Source organism: Vibrio sp. 378 (assembly GCF_033339435.1).
This window is the reverse complement of the sequence record NZ_JAWOUO010000017.1, coordinates 18,590-32,882: the sequence shown is the minus strand read 5'-3', so window position 1 is coordinate 32,882 and position 14,293 is coordinate 18,590. Positions and strand designations below refer to the sequence as shown.

The following is a 14,293-nucleotide window of genomic DNA, read 5'->3' as shown; positions in this document are numbered from 1 at the left end:
AGAGCATCGATACTTACGGTATTAACATCCGCGCTAATGCCTGCTTTCATACCCAGGTCAATTTTGCTGAATCTCGCATCTCTCGGTGACTTGGGTATATACTGCCCCTCTCTTTGACCAACTCTATTTCAATACCATGTTTGATATCGCTTTATACGAACCAGAAATCGCGCCGAACACCGGCAACATCATTCGACTATGCGCCAACTGCGGTGCAAACCTTCACTTAATTGAACCTCTGGGTTTCGATCTTGAAGAGAAAAAAGTCCGCCGCGCTGGTTTGGATTACCATGATTTAGCTCGCGTAACGCGTCATAAAAACTATCAAGCGTTCTTAGAATATTTAGAGAAAGAGAGGCAAGGTAACTACCGATTGTTTGCCTGCACCACCAAAACCACAGGTCACCACGTTGATGCACAATACCAAACGGGTGATGTTTTGATGTTTGGTCCAGAAACTCGTGGTTTGCCTGCTGAAATCATCGATAGCTTGCCAATGGAGCAGCGTATTCGCATTCCAATGATGCCGGACGCACGCAGCCTAAACCTTTCGAATGCCGTTGCGATCATTGCTTTTGAAGCATGGCGTCAAATGGGCTTTGAAGGCGCATTGTAAGCGGCACGAATTCCAAATACAGAAAAGGGCGCTTGGTGCGCCCTTTTGTTTTCTTTACTGTCTAACTCAATCAGTTGAGCTTGTTGCGATCATCATCGTCTTTACGCTCGTATTCCCCTTCGAAGGTCTTGCCATTATCTGACTGGGAATCAAATGGGTCACGACGGAACGGGTCTTGCTCAAATGGCCCCTGGTTAGAGAAACCACCTTGGAAGCCACCGCCATGCATGGTTTTCACCACCATTTTGCTCATCAAGTATTTAGCTATCGCGGCGCGTGGCGCAGGAAGCAACACCAACATACCAAGGGCATCGGTCATAAAGCCCGGGGTTAACAGTAGCACGCCAGCCACCGCTAGCATTACGCCTTCAAAAATTTGCTGGGCTGGAATTTCACCTTGTTCAAGACGCCCCTGTACTGACATCAGTGTTTGTATACCTTGGCTACGAACCAACGATGCACCAACAAATGCCGTGATTAAGACTAGTGCAATGGTCGGCCATAAACCTAAAAAGCCGCCCACCTGAATAAATAAGCCGATTTCAATGATCGGAACAAAAATAAACGCTAATAATAAGATAGGAAACACACGCCCTCCTTTGTTTAATTCAGTGTAATGGTAAAAGCAGACTAAGCTCAAACGAATCGTTGTAAAAAAGCGTGTTCATACTGGTCTCCTTCTCTTTTAGGCAAAGTAGCAGGAGCACGTTTCATTCAATTGCATACCGATTTTTTCGTGCTTTTAAAGTGCTAATTTCGAACTCTAAAAACTCATGTTTGTCGAGGAAAATCGAGTACCTATAAAGGGTTATTAATAACCCGTTCATACTTTGCAAATTATTGACTCATGAAAAACGAAAAAGGTGATCTAGTTACTATTTTTATGCGCTAGGTGCAGTATCATGTGCCACATAAGTCAGGACGGATTTTCCAGCCAAAAATTCTGATGAATGGATTCTAGATTGCAGAAATGGCTAATAAATAACTTTATTATCAGAATTATCATCTAAGGATCCTGCTATGGCTACCCTATCTGATGCTCCAAAAACAGCAAACCCAGCCACTCGTATTGAAGAAGATCTATTAGGTCAACGTCATGTCCCTGCAGATGCGTACTACGGTATTCATACGCTACGTGCGATCGAGAACTTCAACATCTCTAATATGACCATCTCTGACGTACCAGAATTTGTACGCGGCATGGTAATGACCAAAAAAGCAGCAGCGTTAGCAAACAAAGAACTTGGCGCTATTCCAAAAGACGTTGCAAACTACATCATCGAAGCGTGTGATTTGATCCTAGAAACTGGCAAGTGTATGGATCAGTTCCCATCAGACGTATTCCAAGGCGGTGCAGGCACTTCAGTTAACATGAACACGAACGAAGTGATCGCAAACGTTGCGCTTGAGTTGATGGGTAAAGAGAAAGGCCAATACGAATTTGTTAACCCAAATGACCATGTAAACAAGAGCCAATCAACCAACTGTGCGTACCCAACAGGTTTCCGTATTGCGGTATACAACAGCGTACACAAGCTAATGGAAGCAATTGAGTACCTAAAAGGCGCATTCGAACTTAAAGCCGTTGAGTTTAAAGATGTACTGAAAATGGGCCGTACTCAGCTTCAAGACGCAGTACCAATGACAGTCGGTCAAGAGTTCCATGCGTGGGCGGTAACACTAAACGAAGAGATTCGTGCTCTAGATTACACATCTAAACTCCTCCTAGAAATCAACCTAGGCGCAACCGCAATCGGTACTGGTCTAAATACACCAACTGGCTACCAAGCGCTTGCAGTAAAACACCTAGCGGAAGTAACAGGCCTTGACGTTGTTGCAGCAGAAGACCTTATCGAAGCAACGTCTGACTGTGGTGCATACGTAATGACTCACGGCGCGCTAAAACGCCTAGCAGTGAAACTATCGAAGATCTGTAACGACCTTCGTCTACTTTCTTCTGGTCCTCGTGCGGGTCTAAATGAATTGAACCTACCTGAAATGCAAGCAGGCTCTTCAATCATGCCAGCTAAAGTAAACCCAGTTATCCCAGAAGTAGTAAACCAAGTTTGCTTCAAAGTTCTCGGTAACGACAACACGGTTTCTTTCGCAGCAGAAGGCGGTCAGCTACAGCTAAATGTAATGGAACCAGTTATCGCACAAAGTGTGTTTGAGTCTATCTCTCTACTACACAACGCGTGTGTGAACTTACGTGATAAATGTATCGACGGCATCACAGTGAACAAAGAAGTTTGCGAAAACTACGTTTACAACTCTATCGGTATCGTCACTTACCTAAACCCATACATCGGCCACCACGAAGGTGACATCGTAGGTAAGATTTGTGCAGAAACTGGTAAGAGTGTTCGTGAAGTCGTGCTAGAGCGCGGTCTGCTTACAGCAGAGGAGCTTGATGAAATCTTGTCAGTAGAAAACTTCATGCATCCTACTTACAAAGCAAAACGTTACGAGTAATAACGAATCCGAAGGGGGCCACTCAGGCCCCTTTTTTAGGCTCTCATACGGTTAACCACATTTTTTATATGCTTTTATTGCCGCTAAACCACTAGGTTCTCATTCTCTGAGCATTTACTCCTGTTCCTGAGTGTTCAAAAAATCAGAATCAAATAAAAAACTAAAGAGGTATCAATATGGTCATGGTCGAACTCTTCGTGGTTCTGCTCTTCATCTATTTGGGGGCAAGAATCGGTGGTATCGGCATTGGTTTTGCCGGTGGTGCTGGGGTCATTGCGTTGTCTTTGATCTTGGGCGTACCAACAAGCCAAGCTTACATTCCCGTTGACGTAATTTTGATCATCATGTCTGTAATCACCGCTATCGCAGCAATGCAAGTCGCTGGTGGTTTAGACTGGATGGTGCAAGTTGCTGAAAACTTTTTGCGCAAGCATCCTGAGCGCATCACCTTTTATGCGCCTATCGTAACTTACCTAATGACATTAATGGCGGGTACTGGCCACACGGCATTCTCTACTTTGCCAGTGATTGCAGAAGTAGCGAAAGGCCAAGGCGTGCGCCCTTCTCGTCCACTGTCTATCGCGGTCGTAGCATCGCAAATCGCTATCACCGCATCACCAATCTCAGCGGCTGTTGTAGCGTTCGCGGCAATGCTGCACCCATTTGGCGTTGACTACCTAACACTACTAGCAATCTGTATTCCAACGACGTTCATCGCGTGCATGATCGGTGCGTTCGTGGCGAATTTCATGGGCTGTGAGCTAAAAGACGATGCTGAATACCAAGAGCGTCTAGAAAAAGGCTTAATCAAGCTAAATACAGAAGCAAAACGCGAAATCCTACCAACAGCGAAGAAAGCAACCTTCATCTTCCTAGGCGCAATCGCATTTGTCGTGTGTTACGCAGCAGCAATTTCTGGCTCAGTAGGTCTTATCGAGAACCCTGCTCTAGGCCGTAACGAAGCTATCATGACGGTAATGCTAGCAGCTGCGGCAGCTATCGTAATGAGCTGTAAAATCGATGCTGGCAAAATCCCAGCCGCAGCAACATTCCGCTCTGGTATGACAGCGTGTGTGTGTGTTCTTGGTGTGGCATGGCTAGGTTCTACGTTCGTTAACGCGCACGTTGACGGCATCAAAGAAGTTGCGGGTGCGCTACTAGCAGACTACCCATGGATGCTAGCACTCGTTCTATTCTTCGCTTCAATGCTGCTTTACTCACAAGGTGCAACCACGGTTGCGCTGATGCCAGCAGCACTTGCTATCGGTGTCGCACCACTTACCGCAGTTGCATCTTTCGCAGCAGTAAGTGCGCTATTCGTGCTGCCAACTTACCCAACGCTTCTAGCAGCGGTTGAGATGGACGACACGGGTTCAACTCGTATCGGTAAGTACGTATTCAACCACCCATTCTTTGTACCTGGTGTGGTAACCATCGCTTCTGCGGTAGCACTTGGCTTCGCATTCGGTGGTCTACTGATCTAGTAGAAACAGAGTCTTACTCGGGGAGCTTCGGCTCCCTTTTTTATTGCCTGTTGTCTTGATTTATGCTCAATAAATCTTCATTTTCATGAAACTTATTGACTCGCCTCCGGGTCTGATTGAGTTACACTAACGGCAATTATCTAAGATGAATTGACTCTTTTATGCGCGCATTACTTTCCGTTTTACTCTTAGGGCTCATTACCTTTTCCACTCCGTCTTTAGCTTTATTTGGCAAAGACCAGTTTAACAGTAGCCAGAACAACAGTTTTGGTAGCAGCAGCGACAGCTTTGTTCCGGTTGATCAGGCGTTTCCATTTAACTTCTACCAGCAAGATGACAAATTGATGCTCGATTGGCAGGTACGTGACGGGTACTACCTATATCAAGAGCGCTTGTCTGTAGCTGGTGAGAAAGTATCGCTAGGCGAACTGCAAATGGAAGACGGCACACCGCATAAAGATGAATTCTTTGGTGACGTGCATATCTATACTCAACCTCTCTTCGTTAATGTACCAATGCATGATTGGCAAGACGGTGCGCGCGTGGTGGTGCAATACCAAGGTTGTGCGAAAGCAGGCTTCTGTTACCCGCCAGAAACTCGCGTGATTCCTATCAGCGCGTTTACTTCGTCGAACTCAGATTCAACAACGGCGACAACTGCATCAAAAGCAGAACAGGCACCAACAGCAACGCCACCAGCGGCGCAATCATCTACGTCTGGTGACACATCATCGGCGCCAGTAACACAGCAAGATAGCCTTGCAGCCAACCTTGCTGATAACTGGTGGACACCACTTCTGTTCTTAGCGCTTGGTGTGGGCTTGGCGTTTACACCTTGTGTGCTGCCGATGTACCCAATTCTGACCAGCATAGTGCTTGGCAGTGGCAAACTAAGCCAACGCCGTGCGCTAGGCTTGTCATTCGTCTACGTGCAAGGCATGGCGCTGACTTACACCCTACTCGGCCTTGTGGTGGCATCTGCAGGTATGCAGTTCCAAGCGGCAATGCAACACCCTTATGTGCTGATTGGCTTGAGCGTACTGTTCATTGCACTCGCTTTGTCTATGTTTGGTCTGTACTCATTACAGCTACCAAGCAGCGTTCAAACATGGTTGAATAACTTAAGTAATAAGCAACAGGGTGGCAGCAGTGCAGGCGTATTCGCCATGGGGGCGATTTCTGGACTGGTTTGTTCTCCTTGTACCACGGCACCTCTGTCTGGTGCGCTACTTTACGTGGCACAAAGCGGCGATTTGCTGACGGGTGGTATCGCGTTATACGCGCTGGCGATGGGCATGGGTATTCCGCTTATTCTTGTTGCAGTCTTCGGCAACAAACTGCTACCAAAAGCAGGTGGTTGGATGGACCGTGTGAAAACACTCTTCGGCTTTATTCTGCTTGCCGCGCCTATCTTCTTACTAGAACGCATCATGCCAGAAATGTGGTCAACGATTCTGTGGTCAGCACTGGGTATTGCTGCTTTTGGTTGGCTATACCACATCAAAAACAGTCTAGAGTTTGGTGGCTGGAAACAAAGTGCCGTGGGCATAATCGCCGTCTTAGGTTTGCTAGCCTCAGCACAACCTATCTTAAATTACTGGTTTGGCAACAGCACAACACAAACTCAGCAAGCCACTGTTAGCTTTACTCGCATTGCTAACGTGGCGGAGCTTGAAGAACAACTGGCACTTGCGAAAGCGGCAGGTAAACCCGTCATGCTCGATTTCTACGCCGATTGGTGTGTAGCATGTAAAGAGTTTGAAAAGTACACCTTCCATGCCCCAAGCGTCGAAGCCAAACTGCAAGACTTCGTTCTTCTGCAAGCGGACGTGACCAAAAATCAAGTGCAAGACATCGAACTACTGAAGCACATGAATGTACTTGGTTTACCAACAATTGAGTTTTGGGATGCCAGTGGCGAACACGTTTCAAACGCTCGTTTGACGGGCTTTATGCAAGCCGAGCCTTTCTTAGAGCATATCAAGCAGTTCTGATAACCAGATATTCAAACGCCGGTGATGTCCACTGGCGTTTTTTATTGCTCAGATTTGAATAAGAACATTGCGTTTATATGCAATTTTCCTAATAAAAGTCGATTTGGTTCAGACTTTTAGCGAATAAATATTGTCCACTCTCTCAAAGCTGGACAATAATAAATTTAACGAAATAGTCAAAAGTGTTTAACGTCATGGATTCGACCTACACCATCATTATTGCAGATGATCACCCACTCTTCCGGAATGCCTTGTTTCAATCTATCCACATGGCTATTAGTGGTGCAAATTTGCTGGAAGCGGACTCACTCGACGCACTTCTGGCTTTGTTGGAGCGAGAGGAAGAGCCAGATTTAGTGCTATTGGATCTCAAAATGCCAGGAGCAAATGGTATGTCTGGCTTGATTCATTTGCGAGCAGAGCATCCAGATTTACCTATCGTCGTCGTTTCAGCGAGTGAAGAGCCGGCGATCGTGACGCAAGTGAAAAGCCATGGTGCGTTTGGTTTTATTCCCAAGTCCAGCGACATGCGCGAATTAGTGAACGCACTCAATCAAGTGCTGAATGGCGACCCATATTTCCCTGAAGGGCTGATCACCAATAACGCGGCATGTAATGACTTAGCGGAAAAGATTGCTGCGCTAACACCACAGCAATATAAAGTGTTGGGAATGTTGTCCGATGGCTTGCTGAACAAGCAAATCGCTTACGAATTGAATGTTTCAGAAGCCACCATAAAAGCGCACATGACAGCTATTTTCCGTAAGCTCGGTGTAAAGAACCGCACGCAAGCCGTGATTATGCTGACGGAAATGAGCGACTAGATTGACGTCTTATCGTCAGACTTACTTTTTTCGTTTGGCAATCGGATACCGACTTTAGTGACCTGCTGATCAACAACATCAGCGACGATCCAATGCAAACCTTGCCACTCGAAATGGTCTCCCAATACTGGCGTGCTACCTAATTGCTCTTCGACAAGGTTTCTCAAACTTTTATCCAGCGGTTCATCCCCCAGATTCAAACCATACATCACGGCAATATCGGCAAGCTTCACTTCAATATCGAGGAAGAAGTCACCGAAGAATCGCGCTAGCGACGCTTTCTCTGGGGCTTCACTAAACAGTAAGCTCAGTGCATCTAAATCCTTTTCTTGTGCTAATACACACAAGGTATCATCTTCCTCAAGACGCGTACTGCCGGATGGGTGCAATAGCTCTTTACTGCGAAATACAGCGGCGATACGCGTTCCTTCCGGCATCGAAAGACTACGTAATGGCTCACCAATGCACCATTTATCTGCTTTAAGTCTATAGATAAACAGCTCCCACTCACTGGTCGGGTAAATCTCTACACCCGTACGCGAAATTGGCTCAGGCTTAGAAGGTAGCTCGACCTTTGCAAGAGACATCGCCTTAGTCAACGTGCCCCCTTGTACTATCAAAGACACCATTACTACAAAGAATGCCAAATTGAAGTACAGTTGAGCATCTGGCAACCCTGCCATCATCGGAAATACCGCGAGGATGATAGGTACAGCACCACGCAGTCCTACCCAAGAGACAAACCACTTTTCACGTGGCGTGAAACTCTTGAATGGCAGTAAACCAATCCAAACTGAGATTGGTCGGGCAAACAAAATCATCCCGAAGGCAAGCGCAAGACCTGGCAACGCAATAGAGAGTAAATTAGATGGTGTAACCAACAAGCCAAGCACCAAGAACATACCAATTTGAGCTAGCCACGTCATACCATCTAAAACATGAAGAATAGAGTGTCGGCTGCGTGTTGGACGGTTACCTAATAAAAGACCAACGAGGTAAATCGACAAAATACCACTGCCACCCAAAGTGTTAGATAAAGCAAAAATAAGCAAGCCACCACTGACCGTTAAAATAGAATACAGCCCATCTGGTAATTGATTGCGATTGATAACTTTCCATAAGATCCAGCCACCAGCGAAGCCAAGTAACGCGCCGATACCAAACTGCTTAAGAAAACTGAACGCCAAAAAGCCCGCACTTAAGTCAGCGCCAGGGTTCGCTAAAATAGCAATCAGAGTTACGGTCAGAAACACCGCCATTGGGTCATTGGTGCCGGATTCAATTTCCAGCGTTGAACCAACACGTTCGTTCAGGCTACGACCTTTGAGTAGAGAGAAGACCGCGGCAGCATCGGTGGAACCAACAATCGCACCAACCAATATGCCTTGCAATAAATCTAAGTCGAATAACCACGTTGCCATCAGCCCGGTCAAAATGGTGGTGATCGCAACGCCAAATGTCGCCAAAGAGACCGAGGGCCATAACGCAACCCTAAAGCTGGCGACCCGCGTTCTCATCCCACCATCAAGCAAAATGATGGCTAATGCGAGGTTACTAACCAAATAAGCGATGGAAAAGTTATCGAATAAAATGCCGCCTAAGCCGTCTTCCCCCGCCAGCATTCCAACGGCTAAAAATACCAAAAGAATTGGGATCCCCAACTTAGAAGACACTGGGCTTAAAAGAACGCTAAGTGCGATTAACAACGCACCTATTAGAAAAAAACTGTTAATGGTGTCTGCGTCCATTCTCACCCTCCCTTAATGAAAAACGATAATAATTGTGATGAGCAAGGCTACTTCGTTAATGAGGTAATGCCCTAATCTGCCTCCCCTTTACACCGTCTCAAAATGCGAGGTTGTACGAGAATGACTCAGTTATATTACTTTATTGTGCGTTAAAACGGTGATTTGATGCGAAAACTTTATGTAAATAAATTACTTGAGAGCTTTCTTATCTACGCCTTCTCTCTTTAAGAGCCACAAGATCACCACCAATATTTACACAGCATCTCCAAGTTCAATGAAGAAAAGATTAATGGCCAGTCTTAATCATGCTTGTTTATCCAATCAACCTTTAGACCTTTGGCTAACTTAACAGTTTATTAACATAACATTTTGCCCCTTTGTTCGCTGCAAAAGCCCATAGCATGGGGATTCTTCATTTTTAACACCCCGACTAAAGTTGAAAAGAGTTATTGCCAACACCTTGCTAATGTACACATTGAAACATTTCATTAACAACAATACCAATCGTAAGGAGACGGCAATGGCATTTGAAAGCGAAGAAAGAGCCAAAGCCTATTGGGACAAAAACGTGAAGCTCATGATCGGCCTAATGGTCATCTGGTTCGTCGTGTCTTTCGGCTGCGGCATCTTATTTGTCGACGTACTAAATCAATTTCAACTAGGCGGTTACAAACTCGGTTTCTGGTTTGCTCAACAAGGCTCCATCTATGCCTTCCTAGGAATTATTTTCTATTACGCATGGAAGATGCGCCAAATTGACCGTGAATTCGGCGTGGACGAATAAGGAGTCACTCAGATGGATTTGAAAACTATTACCTACCTGGTCGTTGGCGCCACGTTCATCCTGTACATCGGGATTGCTATTTGGGCTCGCGCCGGCTCAACCAAAGAGTTTTATGTCGCTGGTGGCGGTGTAAACCCGATTGCAAACGGTATGGCAACCGCAGCCGATTGGATGTCCGCAGCGTCGTTTATCTCAATGGCAGGCTTAATTGCCTTCATGGGCTATGGCGGCTCAGTATTTCTAATGGGTTGGACTGGTGGTTACGTTCTGCTTGCGCTGTTGCTAGCACCTTACCTACGCAAATTTGGGAAGTTTACGGTGCCAGAGTTTGTTGGTGAACGCTTTTACTCCAATACCGCACGTATCGTAGCGGTTGTTTGTCTTATCATCGCATCAGTGACTTATGTTATCGGTCAGATGAAAGGCGTAGGTGTTGCGTTTGGTCGCTTCTTAGAAGTGGATTACTCCACCGGCCTATTAATTGGTATGTGTATCGTTTTCATGTACGCGGTTCTTGGCGGCATGAAAGGCATCACTTACACGCAGATTGCTCAATATTGCGTACTCATTCTTGCTTACACTATCCCTGCAATCTTTATCTCTCTGCAACTCACTGGTAACCCAATCCCACAAATTGGTCTGGGGAGTACCATGGCTGGTACCGATGTCTATCTACTCGATCGGCTTGACCAAGTGGTGACCGAACTCGGATTCAGTGAATACACGACCCAAGTACGTGGCGACACACTTAATATGTTTGTCTACACCATGTCACTGATGATTGGTACTGCCGGTCTACCACACGTAATTATCCGTTTCTTTACCGTGCCGAAGGTTCGCGACGCACGTACATCAGCAGGCTGGGCTCTGATCTTCATCGCAATCCTTTACACTACTGCACCAGCGGTATCAGCGATGGCTCGCCTCAACCTAATGAATACGGTAAATCCAGCTCCGGGTCAACACCTAGCGTATGACGAGCGTCCTGCGTGGTTCAAAAACTGGGAAACAACTGGACTACTCGGTTTTGACGATAAAAATGGCGATGGCAATATCCAATACACTTCAGATGCGTCCACCAACGAACTGCGCGTTGATAACGACATCATGGTATTGGCTAACCCAGAGATCGCTAAACTACCAAACTGGGTGATTGCACTTGTGGCAGCAGGTGGTCTTGCAGCTGCACTATCTACCGCAGCAGGTTTACTACTCGCCATTTCTTCAGCTATTTCCCATGACTTAATCAAAGGGGTTATCAATCCGAACATATCCGAGAAAAAAGAGCTACTTGCTAGTCGAATATCAATGGCAGTAGCGATAGCAGCCGCAGGCTATCTCGGTTTAAATCCGCCTGGATTTGCCGCAGGTACGGTAGCACTCGCCTTTGGTCTTGCCGCTTCATCCATCTTCCCTGCATTGATGATGGGCATCTTCAGCAAGAGCATCAACAAAGAAGGCGCAATCGCCGGTATGATTGCGGGTATCAGTATTACGCTGTTCTACGTATTCCAACACAAAGGCATCCTTTTCGTTGCTGATTGGAAATATCTAGAAAGCTGGGGAACAAACTGGTTCCTGGGTATTGAGCCAAACGCGTTTGGTGCTATTGGCGCACTATTTAACTTCATCGTCGCATTCGCTGTATCCAAAGTAACAGCAGAAACGCCACAAGAAGTAAAAGACCTAGTCGAACACGTTCGCGTGCCAGTAGGTGCTGGTAGTGCAGTGGATCACTAAAAACTAATCAAAACCACAAAAGCCCCGTTTGGAACCAGCCGTCCGGGGCTTTTTTATTCTCACTTTTCAGTTACCATATTCGCAGTATGTCGTTGCAAGGAAGCCAAGATGTTCAAAAACAAGCACTTTATTCTCGCTCTACTGATTGCGCCAGTTCTCTCTTTGATCGCTTACTTCGGTACCGATATGGCCCTCAGCGAGAAGCCCCACGCGGCGCAAGAAGGGGAAACTTACAAACTCGCGAGTAAGTCTAATTGTCGTTACACCAGCGGTCTGTGTGATATGGAAAATGGCGATTTTAAAGTGAAATTTCGCTCGGAAAAACTCACTAAAAATAACTTAGAATTGTCACTCAACGCCGCTTACCCACTCGAAGGGGTTAAAGTTTCTATTGTGAGTGACAAAGAGAAAAACGCTCAACCGATTGATATGAAGCCCGCCGATCAAGCAGGCCAAAGCTGGTACATCACCTTACCAAAGCCTGCATCTGCAGAAAGCTGGTTAAGAGTCGTCATTCAATCAGGCGGCACACTGTATTATGGTGAAACGCAAACCGCATTTGTGAAGTACGAAACCTTATTTACTGAATAACGCTGACAAGCTAATTCACCGGTCTTCAAACGACAGTGACTTAGTTTCACTCAGCATAAATGAATTCCTACTCAGCCGACGCCTTTGCGTCGGCTTTTGTTTCCGTAAGTCTTTCTTCAACAACCTCTTACTCTAAAAAGGGTTGCCAACCCACAAGTTAATTGATAATAATTATCATTACATTCAATGAGAGGTGGTTATGGACAACAAACGGGACATCTTTAACGCATTTTTTAAAGCCCAAGATAGATTCCTTCTCGCCGCACCACATGGCTTTGAGCCAGACGTGATTCATGACTATATTCATTGGGGAATGGTGTTGTCTTCCTGTTATGAACACGATGCCGATGAAGAAAATCTATTGTTGTGTGAGCTGTTTTTACGTCAGGTTTATTTCCATTTACTAGACGCAATTCAAGACTCAACTCGCAGTCGTATCTTCCGTCGTGTCTGTCTCGATTCTATCCATACGCCATTATTTTGCCTCAAACGCTATTACTACCAGTTTGAACAAGGCGACGTGAAATTTCTCGCACTACAACAACAATTACGCCTGATTCAAATCTCACTCGATTAACCAAAAGGATCCCTACCATGAGCACCGAATTCCGCATAGAAACTGACAGTATGGGCGAAGTAACGGTCCCTGCAGATGCTCTCTACCAAGCCCAGACTCAACGCGCCGTCGATAACTTCTCATTCAGTCAACATAAAATGCCATCTGGTTTTATCAAAGCGTTAGCACACATCAAGCAGACTGCGGCACTCACCAACGCACAGCTAGGGCTGCTTGAGGGAGATATTGCCAACGCGATTGCTGACGCAGCTCAAGCAATTATCGAAGGCAATCATATTGAGCAATTCCCAATTGACGTGTTCCAAACGGGATCTGGCACTAGCTCAAATATGAATGCGAATGAAGTAATTGCAACACTGGCCTCCCAGCATCTAGGCGGCACTGTCAGCCCTAATGATCACGTCAACATGGGGCAAAGCAGCAACGATGTGGTACCAACGGCCATTCAAGTTAGCGCAGCATTAGCCATCGAAAAACAGCTCTTCCCGGCCCTGTCACACCTCAGCCAAACACTAGAGTCTAAACAGCAAGCATTGAAAGATGTTGTAAAAACCGGTCGCACCCACTTAATGGACGCGATGCCAATTACCTTTGCTCAAGAACTTGGCGGTTGGCAGTTCCAAATCGAGCATGCAAAACAAGCGATTGAACAAGCTCTTCCTGCTGTAAAAGCCTTAGCCCAAGGTGGTACGGCGGTTGGAACGGGGATCAATGCCGATCCACGCTTTGCAGACTTATTCGCTAGCAACCTAACCCAGTCAACTCGTATTCAGTTCACGGCCAGTGATAACTTCTTTTTCAATTTAAGCAGTCAAGATGCGATCGTCGCTCTGTCGGGACAGCTCAAAACAGCAGCAGTTGCGATCATGAAGATCGCAAACGATCTTCGTTGGATGAATTCAGGCCCATTGGCTGGTTTAGGTGAGATTGAATTACAAGGCTTGCAACCGGGTTCTTCCATCATGCCTGGCAAAGTAAATCCTGTGATCCCAGAAGCCGCAGCTATGGCATCAGCGCAAGTCATTGGTAATGACACCACCATTACCGTCGCAGGCCAAGCGGGCAACTTCCAGCTTAACGTCATGCTGCCAGTTATTGCTCATAACGTATTGGAGAGCGTCGAGTTACTCTCTAACAGCGCAACCGCTTTAGCTGACAAAGCCATTGCGACGTTTGAAGTTCGCCAAGATAACTTGGATGTAGCACTCGCCAAAAACCCTATTTTGGTCACGGCTCTCAACCCGGTCATTGGTTACCTAAAAGCGGCAGAAGTCGCGAAAAAAGCCTACAAACAGGGACGCGCGATTATTGATGTCGCGGAAGAAGAAACTGATTTGGATAGAGCCACACTAGAGCGATTACTTAATCCAGCCAAACTGACTCAAGGCGGCGTCGCAGAATAAGCGGCAAACTCAGCCTATCAACTAAGATTACAAACATCGAGACCTCCATTCGGAGGTCTC

Annotated in this window: 12 protein-coding genes; 10 read left to right on the top strand and 2 right to left on the bottom strand. The window is 46.2% G+C overall.

Going from position 1 to position 14,293, the window contains the following annotated elements; genetic code table 11:
- The first annotated feature begins 136 nt into the window (after nt 1–136).
- Nucleotides 137–616, top strand: coding sequence for a tRNA (uridine(34)/cytosine(34)/5-carboxymethylaminomethyluridine(34)-2'-O)-methyltransferase TrmL (gene trmL, locus R7Q48_RS21230; protein ID WP_005386384.1), 480 nt, complete (start codon nt 137–139; stop codon nt 614–616).
- A 70-nt stretch (nt 617–686) separates the two neighbouring features.
- Here trmL and R7Q48_RS21225 read toward each other — a convergent pair whose 3' ends face one another.
- Nucleotides 687–1,205, bottom strand: a complete 519-nt coding sequence (locus R7Q48_RS21225) for an FxsA family protein (RefSeq protein ID WP_005386383.1) — start codon at nt 1,203–1,205, stop codon at nt 687–689.
- A gap of 431 nt (nt 1,206–1,636) precedes the next feature.
- Between R7Q48_RS21225 and aspA the strand changes: the two genes are divergently transcribed.
- The 4 genes from aspA (at nt 1,637) to R7Q48_RS21205 (ending at nt 7,390) form a co-directional block, all read left to right on the top strand.
- Nucleotides 1,637–3,088 (top strand): aspartate ammonia-lyase, encoded by a 1,452-nt coding sequence (gene aspA / locus R7Q48_RS21220; RefSeq protein ID WP_005382379.1) that lies wholly within the window; start codon nt 1,637–1,639, stop codon nt 3,086–3,088.
- A 176-nt stretch (nt 3,089–3,264) separates the two neighbouring features.
- Entirely contained in the window at nt 3,265–4,572 is a 1,308-nt protein-coding gene (locus tag R7Q48_RS21215) for an anaerobic C4-dicarboxylate transporter (RefSeq protein ID WP_005382378.1), read from the top strand.
- Between the two features lie 161 nt (nt 4,573–4,733).
- Nucleotides 4,734–6,566, top strand: a complete 1,833-nt coding sequence (locus tag R7Q48_RS21210; protein WP_262640703.1) for a protein-disulfide reductase DsbD — start codon at nt 4,734–4,736, stop codon at nt 6,564–6,566.
- Nucleotides 6,567–6,760: 194 nt separating this feature from the next.
- Nucleotides 6,761–7,390, top strand: coding sequence for a response regulator (locus R7Q48_RS21205; protein ID WP_005382375.1), 630 nt, complete (start codon nt 6,761–6,763; stop codon nt 7,388–7,390).
- Here R7Q48_RS21205 and R7Q48_RS21200 read toward each other — a convergent pair.
- The gene (locus R7Q48_RS21200; RefSeq protein WP_005382374.1) at nt 7,387–9,138 is read right to left on the bottom strand and encodes a potassium/proton antiporter; all 1,752 of its coding nucleotides are present in this window, start codon (nt 9,136–9,138) and stop codon (nt 7,387–7,389) included. The two genes, R7Q48_RS21205 and R7Q48_RS21200, sit on opposite strands and share 4 nt — an antisense overlap.
- A 520-nt stretch (nt 9,139–9,658) precedes the next feature.
- On the opposite strand from R7Q48_RS21200, the gene R7Q48_RS21195 reads away from it, so the two are divergent.
- From R7Q48_RS21195 to R7Q48_RS21175, 5 genes are all read left to right on the top strand, one after another.
- A complete protein-coding gene (locus R7Q48_RS21195) occupies nt 9,659–9,922 on the top strand; it encodes a DUF4212 domain-containing protein (protein WP_005382373.1) in 264 nt (87 codons plus the stop codon).
- A gap of 12 nt (nt 9,923–9,934) precedes the next feature.
- Nucleotides 9,935–11,662, top strand: coding sequence for a sodium:solute symporter family protein (locus R7Q48_RS21190; RefSeq protein ID WP_005382372.1), 1,728 nt, complete (start codon nt 9,935–9,937; stop codon nt 11,660–11,662).
- A 108-nt stretch (nt 11,663–11,770) separates the two neighbouring features.
- Nucleotides 11,771–12,253 (top strand): hypothetical protein, encoded by a 483-nt coding sequence (locus R7Q48_RS21185; protein ID WP_005382371.1) that lies wholly within the window; start codon nt 11,771–11,773, stop codon nt 12,251–12,253.
- A 199-nt stretch (nt 12,254–12,452) separates the two neighbouring features.
- A complete protein-coding gene (locus R7Q48_RS21180) occupies nt 12,453–12,830 on the top strand; it encodes a hypothetical protein (protein ID WP_005382370.1) in 378 nt (125 codons plus the stop codon).
- A 17-nt stretch (nt 12,831–12,847) separates the two neighbouring features.
- Complete coding sequence (locus tag R7Q48_RS21175; protein WP_176311193.1) at nt 12,848–14,233, top strand: class II fumarate hydratase; 1,386 nt, start codon at nt 12,848–12,850, stop codon at nt 14,231–14,233.
- Nucleotides 14,234–14,293: the final 60 nt, after the last annotated feature.

Coding starts and splice junctions, on each gene's coding strand:
- R7Q48_RS21195 (WP_005382373.1), top strand. CDS start 9,659: ATGGCATTTGAAAGCGAAGAAAGAGCCAAAGCCTATTGGGACAAAAAC.
- R7Q48_RS21185 (WP_005382371.1), top strand. CDS start 11,771: ATGTTCAAAAACAAGCACTTTATTCTCGCTCTACTGATTGCGCCAGTT.
- R7Q48_RS21190 (WP_005382372.1), top strand. CDS start 9,935: ATGGATTTGAAAACTATTACCTACCTGGTCGTTGGCGCCACGTTCATC.
- R7Q48_RS21200 (WP_005382374.1), bottom strand. CDS start 9,138: ATGGACGCAGACACCATTAACAGTTTTTTTCTAATAGGTGCGTTGTTA.
- R7Q48_RS21215 (WP_005382378.1), top strand. CDS start 3,265: ATGGTCATGGTCGAACTCTTCGTGGTTCTGCTCTTCATCTATTTGGGG.
- aspA (WP_005382379.1), top strand. CDS start 1,637: ATGGCTACCCTATCTGATGCTCCAAAAACAGCAAACCCAGCCACTCGT.
- R7Q48_RS21205 (WP_005382375.1), top strand. CDS start 6,761: ATGGATTCGACCTACACCATCATTATTGCAGATGATCACCCACTCTTC.
- R7Q48_RS21175 (WP_176311193.1), top strand. CDS start 12,848: ATGAGCACCGAATTCCGCATAGAAACTGACAGTATGGGCGAAGTAACG.
- R7Q48_RS21210 (WP_262640703.1), top strand. CDS start 4,734: ATGCGCGCATTACTTTCCGTTTTACTCTTAGGGCTCATTACCTTTTCC.
- trmL (WP_005386384.1), top strand. CDS start 137: ATGTTTGATATCGCTTTATACGAACCAGAAATCGCGCCGAACACCGGC.
- R7Q48_RS21180 (WP_005382370.1), top strand. CDS start 12,453: ATGGACAACAAACGGGACATCTTTAACGCATTTTTTAAAGCCCAAGAT.